The following is a 17,984-nucleotide window of genomic DNA, read 5'->3' as shown; positions in this document are numbered from 1 at the left end:
GCTATCCCTTCACGCCGGTCAATGTGATGCCCTCGACGAACACGCGTTGGGCGAAGAAGAAGATGAGGACGACGGGGACGGTGACGAGGATGGTCATCGTCATGGTGAGGCCCCAGTCGGTGCCGTGCACGCCGCGGAAGGATGCGAGACCGTAGGCGACCGGCCAGTTGTCGGAGTTCTCCGACGTGTAGAGCAGGGGCCCGTAGTAGTCGTTCCACGAATTGAAGAACATGAAGATCGCGGTCGCGGCGATGCCGGGTTTCGCCATCGGGATCATCACGCGCCACAGCACGCCGAACTCGCCGCACCCGTCGATACGGGCGGCGTCGGCGTACTCGCTCGGGATGGTGAGGAAGAACTGCCGCAGCAGGAAGATCGAGAACGCGTCGCCGAGCAGGTTCGGCAGGATGAGCGGCCACAGGGTTCCGGTCAGGTTCAGCTGCGACCACATGACATAGATCGGGATGGCCGTGACCTGCGGCGGCAGGAGCATGGCGATGATGATCGCTGTGAAGAGCACGTTCGATCCGCGGAACTTGATCTTCGCCAGGGCGTACGCGGCCGGAACGGAAGAGAGCAGCATGAAGGCGGTCGCCAGCACGGCGTACATCGCCGAGTTGCCGAACCACTGCAGCAGTGGCACGGTCTGGAACACGGTGAGGTAGTTGCTCCAGACGAACGGCTTCGGCCACAGCGAAGCCGTGAGCGTCTGGTCGCTCGACATCAGCGAGGTCAGCACGACGAAGACGACCGGTGCGATGAACAGCACGGCAAGAGCCACCAGCACGGTGTGTTCGGCGATCCAGCCGAGCAGGCGCCGGCCGCGCAGCGGAGGTTTGCGCCGGTTGGGCGCCGGCGGCGCCGGCGGCGGGGCGGGTCGTTCGGTGAGCGTAGCGGAGGTCATTGTGCGCCTTCCGGGGTGAACGCCTTGAAACGGCGGAGCAGGACGATGAGGATCGCGCTCGACACGATGAACAGGATGACCGCGAGGGCCGAGGCGTAGCCGAGCTGGTAGGTGCTGAAGCCGCGCACATAGAGCCATTGCGTATAGGTGAGCAGGGACTGGTCGGGGTAGCCGATGTTCGAGCCGATGCCTTCGCCGACGACCGCCTTGCCCGATGCGACCCCGGATGCGACCGCGGCCTCAGTGAAGTACTGCACGGCAGCGATCACCCCGGTGATGAGGGCGAAGAGCAATACGGGCCCGATGCTCGGAACCGTCACGTAACGCACCTGCTGCAGCCCGTTCGCGCCGTCGAGCGAGGCCGCCTCGTACTGCTCGCGCGGCACGTCGAGCAGCGCCGCCAGGAAGATGATCATGATGTCGCCCATGACCCAGATGCCCAGCAGGACCAGCGACGGCTTCGACCAGGCTGGGTCGTTGAACCACAGGGGTCCCTGGATGCCGAACACCTTCAGAATCTGGTTCACCGGCCCCGTGCCCGGGTTGAACAGGAAGACGAACGCGACCACGCTCGCGACCGGCGGTACGAGGGCAGGAAGGTAGAAGATCGTCCGCCAGATCCCCGAGGCCTTCTTCGCCCGGGCGAGAAGTCCGGCGATCAGCAGGGCGAAGACCAGCTTCGCCGGCACCCAGAACACGATGAACCAGAGCGTGTTGACCGTCGCCGTCCACACGTTCGGGTCCTGCGTGAACAGGTAGACGTAGTTGCGCAGGCCGATCCACTGCGGCGCCGACACGAGGTCGAACCGCGTGAAGGAGTAGTACACCGACGCGATCAGCGGGTAGACGAAGAAGATCACAAGGCCCAGGAGCGCAGGCGTCAGGAGCGCGAGTGTCGCCAGCTTGCGACCGCCCCGCGAGGAGCGGCCGGCAGTCGCCGCCCGCCCCTCGCGTGTGGTGGTGGATGTCACGTCACGGACCCGAGACGAGTGCGAGGGCGTCGTTGATCTGCTTGTCGACGCTCTTCAGGCCGGCCTGGACGTCGCCGCCCTCGCTCTGGTACTTGTTCCACCAGTCCTGGAACGACTGCTGGTAGCCGGCACCGAGGGGGCTGGCCGGGGTCGTCGAGACGTTCTTGTTCGCTGCGACATCGAGGAACGTCTTGTACTGCTCGGATACCTGCAGGTCGGGCGAGTTGAGCGCATCCGTCGTGGTGGGCACGTTCTTCAGGCCGTTGGCCAGCTTGACGACCGCACTCGTGTCGGTCGTCAGGTACTTGAGCAACGCCCACGCCAGTTCCGGGTTCTTCGAACCCTTCGAGATGCCGATGATGTTGCCGGTCATGTAGCCGCCGCCGTAGAGGTCGGTGTGGTCGTCGGCCGTCGGGAAGGGCGCGGTGCCGTAGTGGAGGTCTTTCGCCTGGTCGTCGATGAAGGCCGTGCGGTATTCGCCGTCCATGTTCATGGCGACCTTGCCTTTCTGGAAGGCGTTGTCGGCCGAGAACTCCTGGCCGAGGCCCGAGGTGAACGTGTTCAGCTTGTTCCAGCCGATCTTGTCGACGTAGGCCTTCTGCCAGTTGATCAGCTCGGTCCAGCCCGGCGAGGAGCTGATCGCACTGGTGCCGTCCGCCTTCAGCCACTCGGCGCCCGCTGCGGGTCCATAGTGCGCCGCCGCGTTCTCGTACCAGCCCATGGTGGGGTTGAACCCGAGCGTCTTGATCGAGCCGTCCGGGTTGTACGTGGTCAGCTTGTCCGCCATCTTCTCCAGCTCCGACAGCGTCTTCGGGGGAGCGGTGAACCCCGCCGCGGTGAGCAGGTCCTTGTTGTAGTAGAGGCCGTAGACGTCGGCGAGCATGGGCATCGAGCACCGGTTGCCCTTGTACTCGGTGTAGCTCTTCACCGTCGGAGAGAACTGGCTCATGTCGACCTTGTCGCGCTCGATCACCTTGTTGAGGCTGCGGAACGCGCCCGTCGAGCAGAAATTGCCGACGATGTCGGTCGAGTATGACAGCCCGACATCGACCTTGCTTCCGGTCGCGATCGCCTTGCGGAGTTTCTCGTCGTCCTGGCCGGAGTGCACCTCGACCTTGATCTTGGGGTACTTCTTCTCGAAGTCGTCGACGACGGACTGGATCACTTTCGCTTCGCGGTCGGAGAAGAAGTGCCAGAACGAGACGGTGCCCGAGAGGTCGGACGGGGCAGTCGACTGGAATGCGGTGGCGCTCGCACCGCCGGAACATCCGGCGAGGGTCAGCGCTGCTGCGGTGGTGACCGCGATGGCGGCGATGATGCGGGAATGATGTTTCACTGTGTCTTCCTCACTTCTTGTCTGATGGCGGTGCCCGTTCGGTGCTTCATCGACTCTGGCGGGCGCGGCCGGTTGTTCTGCTTGTGGTGCTGTGGTGCGTGGTGCGTGGTGATTCGGTGCTGTTGTGCGTCAGGGTGGTGCGGGCGGTCAGGCGGTGATGCGGCTGACCTCGGAGAACAGCGAGTTGCGCACCTCGGCCAGCAGGTGCTCGCGCGCTCCACGGAGAACGGGATGCTCGGACACGTCGGTCGCGACGATGGTGGCCGTCCAGCGTGAGGAACGCCGGAGGTGCTGCCCGACCAGTTCGGCCAGGCGGTCGCCGCCGGCGCGGCCGGTGGGGCCGCCGAGAACGACAAGTTCGGGGTCGAGAAGTGCCAGCACCGGGACGACGCCGACGGCGATGCGCGGCGCCAGGTCCTGAAGCACGGCCTCGCGCTGGGGCGAGCTGGAGATCGCCTCGGCGAGGGCGGCGTAGCCGCGGCCTCTGAGCCCGTGCGATCGCGCGATCCGTGCGACGCTCGGCCCACCGATGAGGTCCTGCAGGTCGGCGGCCTGGGGGTCGAGTGCGCCTGCCGACTTCGGGATCGGAAGGTACCCGATCTCGCCAGCACCCCCGGAGGCTCCCCGGTGCACGACCCCGCCCTGGTCGACGGAGAGGCCGAGGCCGTCGCCCATCCAGAGCAGCGCGAAACCGCCGGAGTCTGCACCCGCACCTTCCGAGCGTTCGGCGATCGCAGCGAGGTTCACGTCGTTGTCGATGTGCACGCTGATGCCGAGTGCATCCTCCAGGTGACGCCGGATACCCTTGCGCGGCCATCCGGGAAGGGTCTCGACAAAGCTCAGCTCGTCGGTGCGGGGATCGAGCGCACCCTGCACGCCGACGCTCACCGCTCGCACGGCGCCGGTCGGTGCGCCCGCTGCTTCGCAGGCCTTCTCGATGGCGGTCCGGACATCCGTCACCGCGGAGCGATCCCGTGCGGAGCGCGACAGGGTGAGGGTGACGGTCGGATGCTCGTGGCCGCCGGCGTCGACGACGGTGGCGCGCATCACCTGGTAGTTGATGTCGACGGCGACGCCGAGCGCGCGGTCGGCACGAACGGCATAGCTGGCGGCGTTCGGACCGCGTCCACCCGAGACCTCGCCGACGGCGTGGATGAGCCCGGCCGTCTCGAGACGGGCGACCATCTGGGCGGCGGTGGGCTTCGAGAGCCCGGAGAGTTCGCCGATCCTGGTGCGGGTCAGCACACCGTGTTCGAGCAGCAGGGCGAGGGCGGTGCGGTCGTTGGTCTCGCGAAGCCACGAGGGCGTTCCGGGTACCGGTTTCGGTGTCACGCGCCGCACATCCCTTCGTTGGAACGATTCTGGTCTCAGAATGTATCAGGAAAGTTTCTTAATAGTAAAGAGATCGTTTCCCGAATACGCAGAAACGGCCAGTAGCCGACAGGCTCACTGGCCGTTTCTGCCCAACCGATCGGCGGCGAGGCGGGACGGGCGGATGCTCAGGCCGAGCGGGCCAGGTCGGCGAGCCGGTCGAATGCGGCATCCAGGTCGCGGTCGACCCGCTGGCGCGCGGGGTCGGCGAGGTGCCAGTCGACGATCTCACCGGCTCCGTGCGCGAAGGTGACCCGCGTCTGGAACTCCGGCACGAGAGTCTTCACCTTGGTGTTGTCGAACAGCATCGAGTGGGCCTTGTCCCCGATCAGCCCGGGGCCGAGTTCGGGAATCACCGAGGCGATCGTCTCTGAAGCGACGTGCACGAGGTCGGCCTCCACCCCGAGGCCTTCGGCCAGCCAGCGGTAGATCTGGTCCCACGTCGGCGCTTCGTCCGAGGTGATGTGGAAGGCGTCGCCGACGGCCTCCGGGCGACCGAGCAGCCCGACGAACGCGACCGCGAAATCCGTGTTGTGGGTGATCGTCCACAGGCTCGTGCCGTCGCCGTGCACGATGACCGGCGCGCCACGTCGCATGCGGTCGAGGTCGGTCCAGCCGCCGCTGGTCGGGATCATGGTGCGGTCATAGGTGTGCGACGGCCGCACGATGGTCACCGGGAATCCGCGCTCGCGGTAGGCCCCGACGAGGAGGTCTTCGCAGGCGATCTTGTCGCGCGAATACTGCCAGAACGGGTTGCGCAGGGGGGTCGACTCGACGACGGGCACCCGCGCCGGAGGCTTCTGGTACGCCGAAGCCGAACTGATGAACACGTAATGGCCGACCCGGCCCTCGAACAACTCGAGGTCGGTGCGGATGTGTTCGGGCGTGAAGGCGAGGAATTCGGCCGCCACGTCGAAGCTGCGTTCGCCGAGCGCCGCGTGCACGGTCTGCGGATCACGGATGTCCGCGTGCAGCTCCTCGACACCGTCCGGCAGCGGACGGCTCGTCGGACGACCCCGTGTCAGCACCGTGACTTCGTGGCCCTTCTCAACGGCCCTGGCGACGCACGCCGAGCTGATCACTCCCGTGCCCCCGATGAAAAGTGTCCGTGTCGCCGCCATGCGTCCCACTCCCTCTGTGCCCGTCCCCTGTACCGGTTCAGCGTAGCCCGGTCCCGACCCGTGACGCTCGCCTCAGTTGCCGGCGCCTCCTCCGTCGGCCTGCGTGCGGAACCGCTGACGGTATTCGGTCGGGGTAGCGGCGTAGAGAGCACGGAACCGGCGGCTGGCGTAATTGGGGTCGGACCAGCCGACGGCACGCCCGATCTCCGACACCGGCAGGTCGGTCTGCACAAGGAGTCGCGCCGCCGATTCGCCACGCACCTGGTCGAGCCAGGCCATCGGCGGCATCCCGACCTGGCTCCGGAACGAGCGGTGCAGGTGCGGGGCCGAGATCCTCGTCTCGGCCGCAAGCGCCTCGACGGTCCACGGACGCGAAGGATCGTCGGCGAGCAGCGCCATGGCCCGGCGGACGAACGATGAGGATGCCCGCGCTACGGCCGGAGCGCCGGTGAGGCGCGCATCCACCAGTTCGGCGAGGATGCACGCGGTGAGGCCGAGAAGGCTCGGGCGACGACGGGGAGGAGGCTGCGTCTCGAGCTGCAGAAGCCAGACGGATGCGCGTTCGAGGGCCTCCTCGGAGATCGACCCCGTCGACGCACCCCCGCGCAACAGGGCGGAGGCCAGCGCAGGATAGTCGAGGATCCACGACAGCTCTCGGTGCAGCAGGTCCGGCGCGATATAGAGGTTGACGACGGTCAGCGCCTGGAGGCGCTCATAGGCGTGCCAGCTGCCGGGGCGCACAAGGGCGACGGATGCCCGCCCGATGGTCGCCGACCCCGTCGCTGAGCGGTGGAGCGCCTGCCCCTGAAGCACGAAGGCGATTTCGATGAAGTCGTGCGTGTGCTCGGCGACGTCGCCCCCGACCTCGATGCGCGCGGCGCCCACTTCCTCGTCGGGCGCGACGAAGATGTCGCGACGGCGGTACAGGTCCACGAGAGCTCCAATAGCAGGATCGTGCTAGTTCTGGGTCGCATCGTACTACGTGAGCGCGTGTCGGCGATGAAGAATGGAGTGTGCGCATCCGCCGCCCCTGACTACCGAAAGGCTCGAATCATGGCCAGTGCCGACCTCGTCTCGACTCCGTTCAGGATCGACGACGACCTCGTATCGTCCTATCGCCGCAACGGGTTCGCCCATATTCCGTCGGTGCTCACCGGTGACGAGGTGGCCCGCTACCGCGAGGCCGCCTCCCGACGATACGACGCCGACACCGGACTCGCCTATGCGGGCAGGATCTTCCGCCAGATCATCCAGGTCTGGAAGACCGACGACGTGCTGCGCGAGCTGACGTTCAACGCCGACCTCGCCTCGATCGCGAAGGAGCTGTCCGGGGTGCCGGTGCGGCTCTGGCACGACCAGCTGCTGGTCAAAGCCCCGCACAACGGAGCGAAGACCGAATACCACCAGGATGCTCCCTACTGGCCCCACGAGAACTCGCGGCACAGCCTCTCGGCGTGGATCGCGCTCACCGACGTCACCGTCGAGCGCGGGTGCATGACGTTCATCCCGGGCCAGCAGGACCGCCACGACATCCGCGCGATCGAACTCACGGGAGGAACGGACCTCTTCACCGCTGCCCCCGACCTCATCTGGGAAGAGCGGGTCACGATCCCCCTGCGGGCGGGCGACGTCACATTCCACAACGGGTATACACCGCACACGGCCAACGCCAACGACACCGACGAGTTCCGCTGGGCACACGTCAACATCTACGTCGACCGCGACCTGACGTTCAGCGGTGGTGAGCATCCGGTGACCGACGGGCTCGCACTGGCGCGTGGTGATCGGCTGCCCGACGCGGACTTCCCGCCGCTCCCGCGCTAGCCGTCGCCCGTCGTGTGCTCAGCCGCGGATGAGCTCGTCGTACATCGCCTGGCTGGCCGGGCTGGGGGAGATACCGAGCTCGTCGCGGAGGACAGCACGGAGCTCGGAGTAGACCGTGAGCGCCTCCGCGGGATTGCCCTCGTCGCGCAAGGCGCGCATCAGCAGCTGGTAGCCGCTTTCACGCAGCGGTGCGAGGCGGACGAGCTCACGTGAGGCGCGAACGGCGGCCGGCAGTTCGGTGCCGCCCATGCCCGCGCACGCTGCGGCATACGCTTCGAGGGCGCGTGTACGCACGCCCGCCATGAACCGGCGCTGCTCGTCCACCCACAGGTTCTTCTCGCCCGCCAGGAACTCGCGCTCCGAGACGAACAGCGAGGCGAGGGACGGTGCCCAGGCGCCCGCGTAATTCCCCAGTGCGAGCTGGGATTCGGCGCGATGCGCGGCGCGAACGGCGTCCTCGACATCCACGCGGGTGTCCGCGTCGAGAACCAGCCGGACGGTGGCGTGCCCGTCGATGCGGTCGGCACCGAGCATCCGCCGGAGTTTCGAGATCAGGGGCGTGAGTCCCGTCTCGGATGCGGCGCCGCCCTGGCCCGGCCACACGGCCTCAGCGAGCTCCGGCCGGCTCGACGGCCGGTCGCGGTTCAGCACCAGGTAGGCGAAGAGGATGCGCCCCTGCCGGCCCGGAAGGCGGCCCTCGAGCCGCTCGCCGCCGGCCTCGACGATCGTCGTGCCGCACAGCTGGATCCGCGTCGGTGTACGCGACGCCAATGTCATGCCAACATTCTGTCAACAGTCCCCGAGTACACCTACAGAGGAGGACGAGATGTCCAGGATCATCCGCTGCGAATGCGGCTACATCGCCAGGGGCGACAGTGACGCCGAGGTGATTTCGGCCATCCGCGCGCACATGAAGACCGATCATCCCGCCCTGTACGAATCAGTGGAGCAGGAGGACCTGCTCAGCTGGATCCAGTTGGAGTAGTCGAAACGGGAGGCCACGATGTCGCAGGCAACAGCGAGCGAGAACAGCGCGATGACACGGACGGAGGTGCTCGTGTCGCCCGAATGGCTTGCGGGCAGGCTCGACGATCCGTCCGTTCAGGTGATCGAAGTCGACGTGAACGCCAGGAACTACCGGGCGGGGCACCTTCCTGGTGCGCAGCTCTGGAACGTCTACCAGGACTTCAGGAAGCCCGACTACGGCCTGGTCGACGAGACAGCCATCGCGAGCCTGTTCGGCCGTTCGGGCCTGACGCCCGACACCACCGTCGTCTTCTACGGCTACGCGCCCGCCCTCGCGTTCTGGATGATGAAGGTCTACCGGCACGCCGACGTGCGCATCCTCGACAGCTCGCGTGACACCTGGCAGGATGCCGGACTCCCGTGGACGACGGATGCGGCGACCCCAGAGCCCACCGATTATCCGCTGCCCGCGCCGGATCCGGGCATCCGGGCGTCGCAGGCCGACGTCGCTGCGTCGATCGACGACCCGGAGACCAGGATCATCGACATGCGCACCCGCCCCGAGTTCGACGGCGAGCAGTTCTGGCCGTCGGGCGGCATGGAAGAGGGCGGACGCGCCGGCCATATCCCGTCTGCGACGAACGTCACGCTCGACGGGGTGTTCGATGAGGCGGGGCGCTACCGCGGCGCGGATGAGCTCGCGGAGGTGTTCGCCCTCGACGGGGTGGAACCTGCGCGGATGATCACCTACTGCACCGTGGGCGGCCGCGGGTCGACGGCATGGTTCGTGCTCACCTGCCTGCTGGGCCGCACGGGCGTGAGGGTGTACGACGGCGGCTGGGCCGAATGGGGCAAGAACCCAGCGAACCCCGTCGCGTGAAAAAGTGCCCCCAGTAGGATTTGAACCTACGGCCTTCTGCTCCGGAGGCAGACGCTCTATCCCCTGAGCTATGGGGGCCAGGAGTGCGAAACCTAGGTTAGCATCACTGCTTCGGCAGGTTGTCCAGCACGTTCTGCATCAGCGGAGCGGCGTCGCCGGGCTCCTGGAATGCGGGCGAATTCGCCACCACCCAGTACGCACCAGTGAAGATCTGCACCTCGCCTTTGCCGCCGCGCAGCGCGAAATAGCCTTCGACCTGCGGCGGCACACCGTAGGTGGGCACGGGCTGGCTGGTGGTGATCGCGCTGTTCTTCAGCCCGTCGAGGTCGCTCGCCGGCGGCTTGGCCACGGCGATCTCGATCACATCGTTGCTGGTCTGGTTCAGCCATCCGCAGGCGACGCCCTTGTCTGTCACGACCGACGCTTCGAGCGACCCGGCCGTGGGCGTGTACCCGGGGTCGGCGCCGAAGTTGGGGTTGTACGCGTACATCTGGTCGGCCGTGACGATCTGGTCGCAGCTGAGGGCCACCGGCGTCGGGGGATCGGACGGCGTCGGTGTCGGCGTCGGAGTGCTGGGTGCCGCCGAGGGTGTCGATGACGCGGCGTGCGTTGCGGTGGGCGCCGGCTTGGCGTCGCCGGCGCAGCCGCTGAGGGCGATCGTGCCGGCCACGACTGCGACGACGGCGCCCGCGCGCGCGAAGCCTGCGAATCGGTTACGGGTCGGTTGAACCATGTCGGGGGTCCTTGTGTGCGATGCGGGTGTGCGGAATGTCTGGTGAGTCGCGCACCGTCGCGCGCATCGCGACCTTATCAAGCCCGGATGGGTGGTACCCGCCACGCCCCGGCTTCGTTGCGGAATCGATGCGACGGACTCTCGCCCGGCCCTCAGGCCCCGCCCGGTAGAATTGTTCGCTGTGACTCCAGCCGACCTCTCTGCCGCCCTGCTCGACATCGTGACCCCGATCGTCGACCGGCGACGCGCGGCTGAACCCGACGCCGCGCCGGTCGTCCTGACCATTGCGGACGTCCCCCTCGAGCGCCCCAAGAACCGCGAGCACGGCGACTGGGCCACGAATGTCGCGATGCGGCTGGCGAAGCCGCTGGGCGTCAACCCGCGCGAGCTCGCGTCGGAGATCGCCGACGCCGCATCCTCGATCGACGGTGTCGCGTCGGCCGAGGTGGCCGGGCCCGGGTTCATCAACTTCCGCCTCGACGCGGCGGCCGCCGGACAGCTCGCGAAGACCATCGTCGACGAGGGCGACCGATTCGGCAACGGTTCGCTCTATGCGGGCATCCCTATCAACCTCGAGTTCGTCTCGGCGAACCCGACGGGCCCGATCCACATGGGCGGCGTGCGCTGGGCCGCGGTCGGCGACAGCCTGGCGCGCATCCTCGCGGCCGAGGGTGCGGAGGTGACCCGGGAGTACTACTTCAACGATCACGGCTCGCAGATCGACCGTTTCGCCCGCAGCCTGCTCGCCGCCTATCTGGGTGAGCCCACTCCCGACGACGGCTACGGCGGCGCGTACATCGGCGACATCGCGCAGCAGGTCGTCGAACGCTTCGACGGCGACATCGCGAGCCTGCCGAGGGAGCAGCAGCAGGAAGTGTTCCGTTCGATGGGCACCGAGCTGATGTTCGGCGAGATCAAGTCGAAGCTGCACGGCTTCGGCGTCGATTTCGACGTCTACTTCCACGAGGACTCCCTGCACGAGTCCGGCGCGGTCGAGAAGGCGATCGAGCGTCTGCGGGAGCAGGGGCACATCTTCGAGGAGGACGGGGCCGTCTGGCTCCGCACCACCACGTTCGGCGACGACCGCGACCGCGTGATCATCCGCAGCAACGGGGAGCCTGCATACATCTCGGGCGACCTCGGCTACTACCTGGACAAGCGCGAGCGCGGTTTCGAACAGAACCTGATCATGCTCGGCGCCGACCACCACGGCTATGTCGGGCGCCTGATGGCTGCAGTCGAGGCCTTCGGCGATACCCCCGGCGTCAACCTGCAGATCCTGATCGGCCAGATGGTGAACCTGCTCCGTGACGGCGAGCCCGTGAAGATGAGCAAGCGCGCCGGCACCATCGTCACGCTCGACGACCTCGTCGACGCGGTCGGTGTGGATGCCGGCCGGTACGCGCTCGTGCGCTCGTCGAGCGACTCGCAGCTCGACATCGACCTCGACCTGCTGGGCAAGCGCACCAACGAGAACCCGGTCTTCTACGTGCAGTATGCGCACGCACGCACGCGTTCCGTCGCCCGCAACGCGGGGACGTCGGGCGTCGACCGGAGCGCGTTCGCACCGGAGCTCCTCACCCACGAGACGGAGTCGGCCCTCCTCGGGGCCCTGCAGGAGTTCCCCCGGGTCGTCGCGCTGGCCGCCGAGCTGCGTGAGCCGCACCGCGTCGCGCGGTACATCGAGGAGGTCGCCGGCCTCTACCACCGCTGGTACGACTCGACGCGCGTGATCCCGCTGGGCGACGAACCCATCACCGACCTGCACCGCACCCGCCTGTGGCTGAACGACGCCACCGGCCAGGTGATCCGCAACGGGCTCGGCCTCCTCGGGGTGTCGGCACCCGACCGCATGTGAGGATGAGGCGATGACGGACGCAACCCAGCCCACGGAACCGCTCGTCCCATCCGCGCCTGCCCCGGCGCCTCCACCCCGCAGACGGCGGCGCGGGATGTGGGCGGCGATCTGGATCGCCATCTCCCTCGTAGCGCTCGTCGTCGTCTACTTCGTCGCCGACGGGCTGGTCCGCGCGTACGCGCAGAATCAGGTCGCGGCCCAGATCGAGCAGAACTTCCCCGATTCCGTGAAGGGCGATGTCACCGCGCACATCGGGGGAACGTCGGTGATCGCGCAGTACCTGTCCGGCTCGTTCGAGCAGGTGACGCTGGATGCACCCAAGCTCACTTTCGAAGGCATCCCCCTATCCGCATCCGTGGTCGCGAACGGCGTGCCGGCTGACCTGACGAAGCCAGTCTCCAACATTGCAGGCACGATCACCATCAGCCAGTCGTCGATCAACTCGCTGCTCAAACTGCCCGGCGCGACCGGCGATCTCGTGCTCGGCGATGGGACGGTCCAGTACGACGGCACGACGAAGGTCCTCGGCCTTCCGATCGGCTACACGGTGACCGTGGAGCCGACGGCCGCCGGCGACTCGATCGACCTGCAGCCCACGAAGGCCGAGGTGAAGGCCGGGGGAGGCAATCTCGACCTGTCGAAGCTGCTCGGCGCAGTCGTCTCGAAGCCGCTCTCGGTCTGCGTCGCGCAGTACCTCCCCGCAGGGGTGCAGGTCGATGACGTCACCGTGCACCCCGGTGAGGCGACCATCCACCTGACGGCGCACGACCTCGTGCTCTCGCAGGACACGCTCGCGACCAAGGGCACCTGTTCGTAACGAAGTCGTAGGCCGTCGCCGATCCTCGCTAGAATTCCGGTACCACGCGCTTGACGCGCACGTTCTCCATTGGCTTCAGGGACCAAGCCGGGTCCGCTCGCCCCGAGAGACCCCCACTCGTCCCGACCCGTGAGGTTTCCCCGTGGCTTCGAATCCGCTCGCACCGCACTGGCTGGCCGTCCCCGACGACGCCAACGCGCTCTCGCCTGCCCTCTGGTCGCGAACCGTCACCCGGTCGGATGGCGCGCTCACAGTGGGCGGCGTCACGGTCGGCGCGCTGGCGGCAGAGTACGGAACCCCGCTCTACGTCGTCGACGAGCGCCACGCCCGTGAGCGTGCGGCCGAGGTGCGGGACGCGCTGTCCTCCGCCTTCGCACGCATCGGGTCGTCAGCGATGGTGTATTACGCCGGCAAGGCGTTCCTGAGCATCGAGGTCGCGCGCTGGATGGCCGAGGCGGGCCTCAACATCGACGTGTGCAGTGGCGGAGAGCTCGCGGTCGCGCTCGCCGCGGGGGTCGACCCGGCACGGCTGGGTTTCCACGGCAACAACAAATCACTCGCCGAGATCGACCGGGCGGTGTCGGTCGGCGTCGGGGCGATCGTGATCGACAGCCTCCAGGAGATCGACCGGGTGGCGGAGGCGGCAGCGCGGCACGGGCGCGTGCAGCGGGTGCGGCTCCGCGTCAACAGCGGCGTCCACGCGCACACGCACGCCTTCCTGGCGACGGCGCACGAAGACCAGAAGTTCGGCATCGGGCTCTCCGACGCAGTGGATGCGGTGACGCGCATCCGCTCGAACGCCGGTCTCGAGTTCGTCGGCCTCCACTGCCACATCGGCTCGCAGATCTTCGGCTCCGACGGGTTCGCCGAGTCGGCCGCGCGGCTCCTCGCCGTGCACGCCGAGCTCCTCGGGGCCGGCCCTGTTCCGGAACTCAACCTCGGCGGCGGGTTCGGCATCGCATACACGACCACCGACGACCCGTCCCCGATCGGCGAGCTCGCCGATCGCATCGCGGATGTGGTGGCCGCGGGCTGCGCGACCCTCGGCATCCCCGTGCCGGTCGTCGCCTTCGAACCGGGCCGCTCCATCATCGGCACCGCGGGGCTCACGCTCTACACGGTCGGGACCACCAAGGATGTGGTGGTCTCGGCCGCCGACGACGGAGTCACCGCGGTGCGCCGGTACGTGAGCGTCGACGGCGGCATGAGTGACAACGTGCGCCCGGCGCTCTACGGGGCCGACTACTCGGCACGCATCGCCAACCGGGTAACCGGCGCGCCGCCTGTGCTCGTGCGGGTGGCGGGCAAACACTGCGAGAGCGGCGACATCGTCGTCGACGCCGACTATCTTCCCGGCGACGTGCGGCCGGGCGACCTGCTCGCCGTCCCCGTGACGGGGGCATACTGCTGGTCGCTCGCCAGCAACTACAACCACCTGGGGCGGCCGCCGGTCGTCGCCGTACGCGACGGGGCGTCCCGCGTCATCGTTCGGGGCGAGACCGAAGCCGACCTGCTGGCGCGTGACGCCGGATTCCGCGAAGGAGCATCCGCATGATCGAATACCGCAACCTCAGGGTGGCGCTCCTCGGCGCCGGCTCGGTCGGCTCCCAGGTGGCGAAGCTCCTCCTGGAGCACAGCGACGAACTCGCCGCCCGGGTGGGAGCGAGCCTCGAGGTCGTCGGCATCGCCGTGCGCGACGAGAACGCGAAGCGCGACGTCGAGCTTCCCCGGCACCTGTACACGACTGACGCCGAATCCCTGATCCTCGGCGCCGACATCGTCGTCGAACTGATGGGCGGCGTCGAGCCGGCGCGCAGCTACGTGCTGCTCGCGCTCAATTCGGGGGCGGATGTCATCACCGCCAACAAAGCGCTGCTCGCCACCCACGGCCCGGAGCTCTTCGAGGCCGCCGAACAGGTCGGCGCCCAGCTCTACTACGAGGCCGCCGTCGGAGGTGCCATCCCGATCATCCGCCCCTTGCGCGACAGCCTCGCCGGCGACCGGGTGAACCGTATCCTCGGCATCGTCAACGGAACGACGAACTTCATCCTCGACCGCATGGACGTCAACGGCGAGACGCTCGAAGACGCGCTGGCGACGGCGACCGAACTGGGGTATGCCGAAGCCGACCCGACCGCGGACATCGGCGGATACGACGCCGCGCAGAAGGCGGCCATCCTCGCCAGCCTCGCCTTCCACACGACCGTCCCGATCGAATCGGTCTATCGCGAGGGCATCACGGAGATCAACCGTGCCCAGGTGGAGGCCGCGCGTGAGAGCGGCTCCGTCATCAAGCTGCTCGCGATCTGCGAGCGCATCGTCAACCCGAAGACCGGGGTCGAGGGCGTCTCCGCCCGGGTCTATCCCGCGCTCATCGGCCGCACCCATCCGCTCGCCGCCGTGCACGGCGCCCACAACGCGGTGTTCGTCCAGGCCGCCGCGGCAGGCGACCTCATGTTCTACGGGGCCGGCGCCGGGGGAGTGGAGACCGCATCCGCCGTTCTCGGCGACCTCGTCTCGGCCGCGCGACGCCACGTCGTGGGCGGTCCCGGTGTCGCCGAGTCGACCCACGCGCAGCTGCCGGTGCTCGACGTCGGCCAGGTCATCACCCGGTACCAGATCACCCTCGAGGTGGTCGACCAGCCCGGCGTGCTCGCGACCGTTGCGCGCATCCTCAGCGACGGCGGTGTCTCCGTCGAGACCGTGCAGCAGTCGATCGCCGGTCCCGCCAGGCCCGCCCAGCCCGGTCAGGAGCAGGGGGCGCCCACCGCTACCCTTGTAATCGGCACCCACGAAGCCGAAGAGGCCGCGCTTGCGGCCACCGTGGAGGCACTGGGTGCGAGTGATGTGGTCAGTGCCATCGCATCCGTACTCCGAGTAGAAGGATCGTAATGCCCGCCGAATACACCCCCCGCCCGAACAGCCGCCAGTGGCGCGGAGTCCTGCGCGAGTACGCGGACCGCCTCGACATCTCGGACGCAACACCCGTCATCACCCTCGGCGAGGGCGGCACGCCGCTCATCCCCGCGGCCGCGCTCTCTGCCCGCACCGGCGCGAACGTGTTCGTCAAGTTCGAGGGGATGAATCCGACCGGTTCGTTCAAGGACCGCGGCATGACGATGGCCATCTCCAAGGCCGTCGAGCACGGCGCCAAGGCCGTCATCTGCGCATCCACCGGAAACACCTCGGCATCCGCGGCCGCCTACGCGACCCACGCGGGCATCCAGGCCGTCGTGCTGGTGCCGGAAGGCAAGATCGCGATGGGCAAGCTGAGCCAGGCCATCGCCCACAATGCGCAGCTCCTCCAGGTGCAGGGTAATTTCGACGACTGCCTCGAGATCGCGCGCGACCTCGCCACCAACTACCCGGTGCACCTTGTCAACTCGGTCAACCCCGATCGCATCGAAGGCCAGAAGACGGCAGCGTTCGAGGTCGTCGAGGTGCTCGGCGACGCACCGGACTTCCACATCGTCCCTGTCGGCAACGCGGGCAACTACACCGCGTACCACCGCGGCTACACCGAAGAGCTCAAGCGTGGCGAGTCGACGAAACAGCCCCGGATGTTCGGCTTCCAGGCCGCGGGGAGCGCGCCGCTCGTGCTCGGTCACCCCGTCAAGAACCCTGACACGATCGCGAGCGCGATCCGCATCGGCAACCCGGCCTCGTGGGATCTCGCGCTCAACGCCCGCGCCGACAGCGACGGCTACTTCGGTGCGATCGACGACACGCACATCCTCGAAGCGCACCGCATCCTCTCCGCCGAGGTCGGAATCTTCGTGGAGCCCGCTTCGGCCATCAGCGTCGCGGGACTCCTCGAGCGGTCCGCCGCCGGCGTCATCCCCGCCGGGGCGACCGTCGTACTCACCGTGACGGGCCACGGCCTGAAGGACCCGCAGTGGGCGCTCCGCACCGCGGACGGCTCCGACGTGCAGCCGACCATCGTTCCCGTCGACGTCAAGGCCATCGCCGAGGTGCTCGGCCTGGCGGCGGGAGCCGGCGCGTGACCTCCTCGGCCGACGACCTGCGCGGCCGCTCGGTCACCGTCAAGGTCCCGGCCACCAGCGCCAACCTGGGTCCGGGTTTCGACACTCTCGGGCTCGCTCTCGCTCTCTACGACGAACTCGAAGTCAGCGTCCGCGATGAGCCGGGTGCGACCGTCGAGGTGCACGGGGTCGGAGCCGGAGAGGTGCCCACCGACGAGACCAGCCTGGTCGTCCGTGCGATCGCGCACACGTTCGCGGCCGTCGGGCATCCGATGCCGGGACTCGACCTCGTCGCGCGCAACGCGATCCCGCACGGACGGGGGCTGGGTTCCTCCGGCGCCGCCATCGTCTCGGGCATCATGGCGGCCAAGGGCCTCCTCGATGGCATCGTCGAGATCGATGCGCAGGGGCTCCTCGCGCTCGCCAACGAGATGGAGGGGCATCCCGACAACGTCGCCCCCGCCCTGTTCGGCGGACTCACGATCGCCTGGGTGACCCCGGACGGCCCGCGTTTCAAGAAGCTGATCGTGCACCGCGGCGTCTCGCCCCTGGTCTTCGTTCCCGAACACGTGATGTCGACCGCGCTCGCCCGCAGCCTGCAGCCCGACTCGGTGCCGCACGAAGACGCCGTCTTCAACCTCTCCCGATCGGCCCTGCTCGTCGCAGCACTCATCCAGAGCCCGGAGCTGCTCCTCGCGGCGACGGAGGACAAGCTCCACCAGAGCTATCGTGCCTCGGCGATGCCGGAGACGGACCGCCTCATCACCCTCCTGCGCGACAGCGGCTTCGCGGCCGTCGTCTCCGGTGCAGGACCATCGATCCTGGTGCTGTGCAGCGACCCCAGCCAGCGCCTCGCCGCCGCCGACCTCGTCGCCCAGAAGGCCGAGACCCGGTGGCAGCCGCTCATGCTCGCCGTCGACTTCAAGGGCGCAACGGTGCAGCAGACGGCAGTCGGCACGGTCGACACGCCTGCGGCCTGACGGAATTTCACCCTCCCCAGAAGTGTTAGACTGTGACAACACCCGGAAGACACCGCGTAACGAGCGAATCTGGTCTTCGGGTGAATTTCTAGCAATCAAGCTGTCAGCCCTGCCTGTGTACCCGGGCGTCTCGCACCGAGTACCGACACCGTGTGGATCAGAACACACCGCGTGAAAAGGCAGTTCACATGACACGCGCTCCGGACGCCAGCGAAAAACGCTCGTCGGAGGAAAGGAATC

17 protein-coding genes and 1 tRNA gene are annotated in these 17,984 nt (G+C 68.0%); 9 read left to right on the top strand and 9 right to left on the bottom strand.

All coding sequences use genetic code 11. The features are described from left to right. Window position 1 precedes the first annotated feature (1 nt). From ACPPVQ_RS15080 to ACPPVQ_RS15055, 6 genes are all read right to left on the bottom strand, one after another. Window positions 2–904: a carbohydrate ABC transporter permease gene (locus ACPPVQ_RS15080; RefSeq protein ID WP_426515928.1), complete on the bottom strand. Its 903-nt coding sequence runs from the start codon at window positions 902–904 to the stop codon at window positions 2–4. Continuing rightward, window positions 901–1,875, bottom strand: coding sequence for a carbohydrate ABC transporter permease (locus tag ACPPVQ_RS15075; protein WP_426515927.1), 975 nt, complete (start codon window positions 1,873–1,875; stop codon window positions 901–903). Before ACPPVQ_RS15075 ends, ACPPVQ_RS15080 begins: the two co-directional genes overlap by 4 nt. Before the next feature lies 1 nt (window position 1,876). Then, window positions 1,877–3,211, bottom strand: a complete 1,335-nt coding sequence (locus ACPPVQ_RS15070) for an ABC transporter substrate-binding protein (protein ID WP_426515926.1) — start codon at window positions 3,209–3,211, stop codon at window positions 1,877–1,879. 147 nt (window positions 3,212–3,358) lie between these two features. Then, on the bottom strand, window positions 3,359–4,543 hold the full coding sequence (locus tag ACPPVQ_RS15065; RefSeq protein WP_426515925.1) for an ROK family transcriptional regulator: 1,185 nt from the start codon (window positions 4,541–4,543) through the stop codon (window positions 3,359–3,361). A 167-nt stretch (window positions 4,544–4,710) separates the two neighbouring features. Beyond that, entirely contained in the window at window positions 4,711–5,703 is a 993-nt protein-coding gene (locus ACPPVQ_RS15060) for an SDR family oxidoreductase (RefSeq protein ID WP_426515923.1), read from the bottom strand. 72 nt (window positions 5,704–5,775) lie between these two features. After that, entirely contained in the window at window positions 5,776–6,636 is an 861-nt protein-coding gene (locus ACPPVQ_RS15055) for a helix-turn-helix domain-containing protein (protein WP_426515922.1), read from the bottom strand. Window positions 6,637–6,756: 120 nt separating this feature from the next. Here ACPPVQ_RS15055 and ACPPVQ_RS15050 point away from each other — a divergent pair, with 120 nt between their 5' ends. After that, window positions 6,757–7,527, top strand: a complete 771-nt coding sequence (locus ACPPVQ_RS15050) for a phytanoyl-CoA dioxygenase family protein (protein WP_426515921.1) — start codon at window positions 6,757–6,759, stop codon at window positions 7,525–7,527. 18 nt (window positions 7,528–7,545) lie between these two features. Here ACPPVQ_RS15050 and ACPPVQ_RS15045 read toward each other — a convergent pair whose 3' ends face one another. After that, complete coding sequence (locus ACPPVQ_RS15045; RefSeq protein ID WP_426515920.1) at window positions 7,546–8,304, bottom strand: AfsR/SARP family transcriptional regulator; 759 nt, start codon at window positions 8,302–8,304, stop codon at window positions 7,546–7,548. 49 nt (window positions 8,305–8,353) lie between these two features. Between ACPPVQ_RS15045 and ACPPVQ_RS15040 the strand changes: the two genes are divergently transcribed. Together ACPPVQ_RS15040 and ACPPVQ_RS15035 are read left to right on the top strand one after the other, a co-directional pair. Further along, window positions 8,354–8,512 (top strand): DUF1059 domain-containing protein, encoded by a 159-nt coding sequence (locus ACPPVQ_RS15040; protein WP_426515919.1) that lies wholly within the window; start codon window positions 8,354–8,356, stop codon window positions 8,510–8,512. Between the two features lie 18 nt (window positions 8,513–8,530). Beyond that, window positions 8,531–9,373 (top strand): sulfurtransferase, encoded by an 843-nt coding sequence (locus ACPPVQ_RS15035; RefSeq protein WP_426515918.1) that lies wholly within the window; start codon window positions 8,531–8,533, stop codon window positions 9,371–9,373. Between the two features lie 5 nt (window positions 9,374–9,378). Here the strand turns inward: ACPPVQ_RS15035 and ACPPVQ_RS15030 are convergent. Then, window positions 9,379–9,451 (bottom strand) — tRNA-Arg (locus ACPPVQ_RS15030). A gap of 25 nt (window positions 9,452–9,476) precedes the next feature. Then, window positions 9,477–10,106 carry an iron ABC transporter ATP-binding protein gene (locus ACPPVQ_RS15025; RefSeq protein ID WP_426515917.1) on the bottom strand — a complete coding sequence of 210 codons (630 nt, stop codon included), beginning with the start codon at window positions 10,104–10,106 and terminating at the stop codon, window positions 9,477–9,479. A gap of 181 nt (window positions 10,107–10,287) precedes the next feature. On the opposite strand from ACPPVQ_RS15025, the gene argS reads away from it, so the two are divergent. From argS to thrB, 6 genes are all read left to right on the top strand, one after another. Beyond that, window positions 10,288–11,964: an arginine--tRNA ligase gene (gene argS, locus ACPPVQ_RS15020; RefSeq protein ID WP_426515916.1), complete on the top strand. Its 1,677-nt coding sequence runs from the start codon at window positions 10,288–10,290 to the stop codon at window positions 11,962–11,964. Between the two features lie 10 nt (window positions 11,965–11,974). Further along, complete coding sequence (locus tag ACPPVQ_RS15015; protein ID WP_426515915.1) at window positions 11,975–12,781, top strand: DUF2993 domain-containing protein; 807 nt, start codon at window positions 11,975–11,977, stop codon at window positions 12,779–12,781. 142 nt (window positions 12,782–12,923) lie between these two features. Next, window positions 12,924–14,336, top strand: coding sequence for a diaminopimelate decarboxylase (gene lysA, locus ACPPVQ_RS15010; protein WP_426515914.1), 1,413 nt, complete (start codon window positions 12,924–12,926; stop codon window positions 14,334–14,336). Next, the gene (locus ACPPVQ_RS15005) at window positions 14,333–15,673 is read left to right on the top strand and encodes a homoserine dehydrogenase (RefSeq protein WP_426515913.1); all 1,341 of its coding nucleotides are present in this window, start codon (window positions 14,333–14,335) and stop codon (window positions 15,671–15,673) included. The genes lysA and ACPPVQ_RS15005 overlap by 4 nt, the downstream gene beginning before the upstream one ends. Continuing rightward, a complete protein-coding gene (gene thrC / locus ACPPVQ_RS15000; RefSeq protein WP_426515912.1) occupies window positions 15,673–16,785 on the top strand; it encodes a threonine synthase in 1,113 nt (370 codons plus the stop codon). Before ACPPVQ_RS15005 ends, thrC begins: the two co-directional genes overlap by 1 nt. Continuing rightward, window positions 16,782–17,744, top strand: a complete 963-nt coding sequence (thrB, locus tag ACPPVQ_RS14995) for a homoserine kinase (RefSeq protein ID WP_426515911.1) — start codon at window positions 16,782–16,784, stop codon at window positions 17,742–17,744. The genes thrC and thrB overlap by 4 nt, the downstream gene beginning before the upstream one ends. Window positions 17,745–17,984 lie beyond the last annotated feature (240 nt).

Origin of the sequence: Leifsonia sp. McL0618, from assembly GCF_049994905.1 — a bacterium.
Taxonomy (GTDB): domain Bacteria; phylum Actinomycetota; class Actinomycetes; order Actinomycetales; family Microbacteriaceae; genus Diaminobutyricibacter.
Note: the sequence above shows the minus strand (reverse complement) of the source record. Positions and strands in the feature narration are given on the sequence as shown.

Excerpts from the sequence above, each read along its gene's own strand:
- ACPPVQ_RS15080 (WP_426515928.1), bottom strand. The coding sequence starts at position 904 with ATGACCTCCGCTACGCTCACCGAACGACCCGCCCCGCCGCCGGCGCCG.
- ACPPVQ_RS15060 (WP_426515923.1), bottom strand. The coding sequence starts at position 5,703 with ATGGCGGCGACACGGACACTTTTCATCGGGGGCACGGGAGTGATCAGC.
- ACPPVQ_RS15050 (WP_426515921.1), top strand. The coding sequence starts at position 6,757 with ATGGCCAGTGCCGACCTCGTCTCGACTCCGTTCAGGATCGACGACGAC.
- ACPPVQ_RS15045 (WP_426515920.1), bottom strand. The coding sequence starts at position 8,304 with ATGACATTGGCGTCGCGTACACCGACGCGGATCCAGCTGTGCGGCACG.
- ACPPVQ_RS15040 (WP_426515919.1), top strand. The coding sequence starts at position 8,354 with ATGTCCAGGATCATCCGCTGCGAATGCGGCTACATCGCCAGGGGCGAC.
- ACPPVQ_RS15035 (WP_426515918.1), top strand. The coding sequence starts at position 8,531 with ATGTCGCAGGCAACAGCGAGCGAGAACAGCGCGATGACACGGACGGAG.
- ACPPVQ_RS15025 (WP_426515917.1), bottom strand. The coding sequence starts at position 10,106 with ATGGTTCAACCGACCCGTAACCGATTCGCAGGCTTCGCGCGCGCGGGC.
- ACPPVQ_RS15015 (WP_426515915.1), top strand. The coding sequence starts at position 11,975 with ATGACGGACGCAACCCAGCCCACGGAACCGCTCGTCCCATCCGCGCCT.
- ACPPVQ_RS15005 (WP_426515913.1), top strand. The coding sequence starts at position 14,333 with ATGATCGAATACCGCAACCTCAGGGTGGCGCTCCTCGGCGCCGGCTCG.
- thrC (WP_426515912.1), top strand. The coding sequence starts at position 15,673 with ATGCCCGCCGAATACACCCCCCGCCCGAACAGCCGCCAGTGGCGCGGA.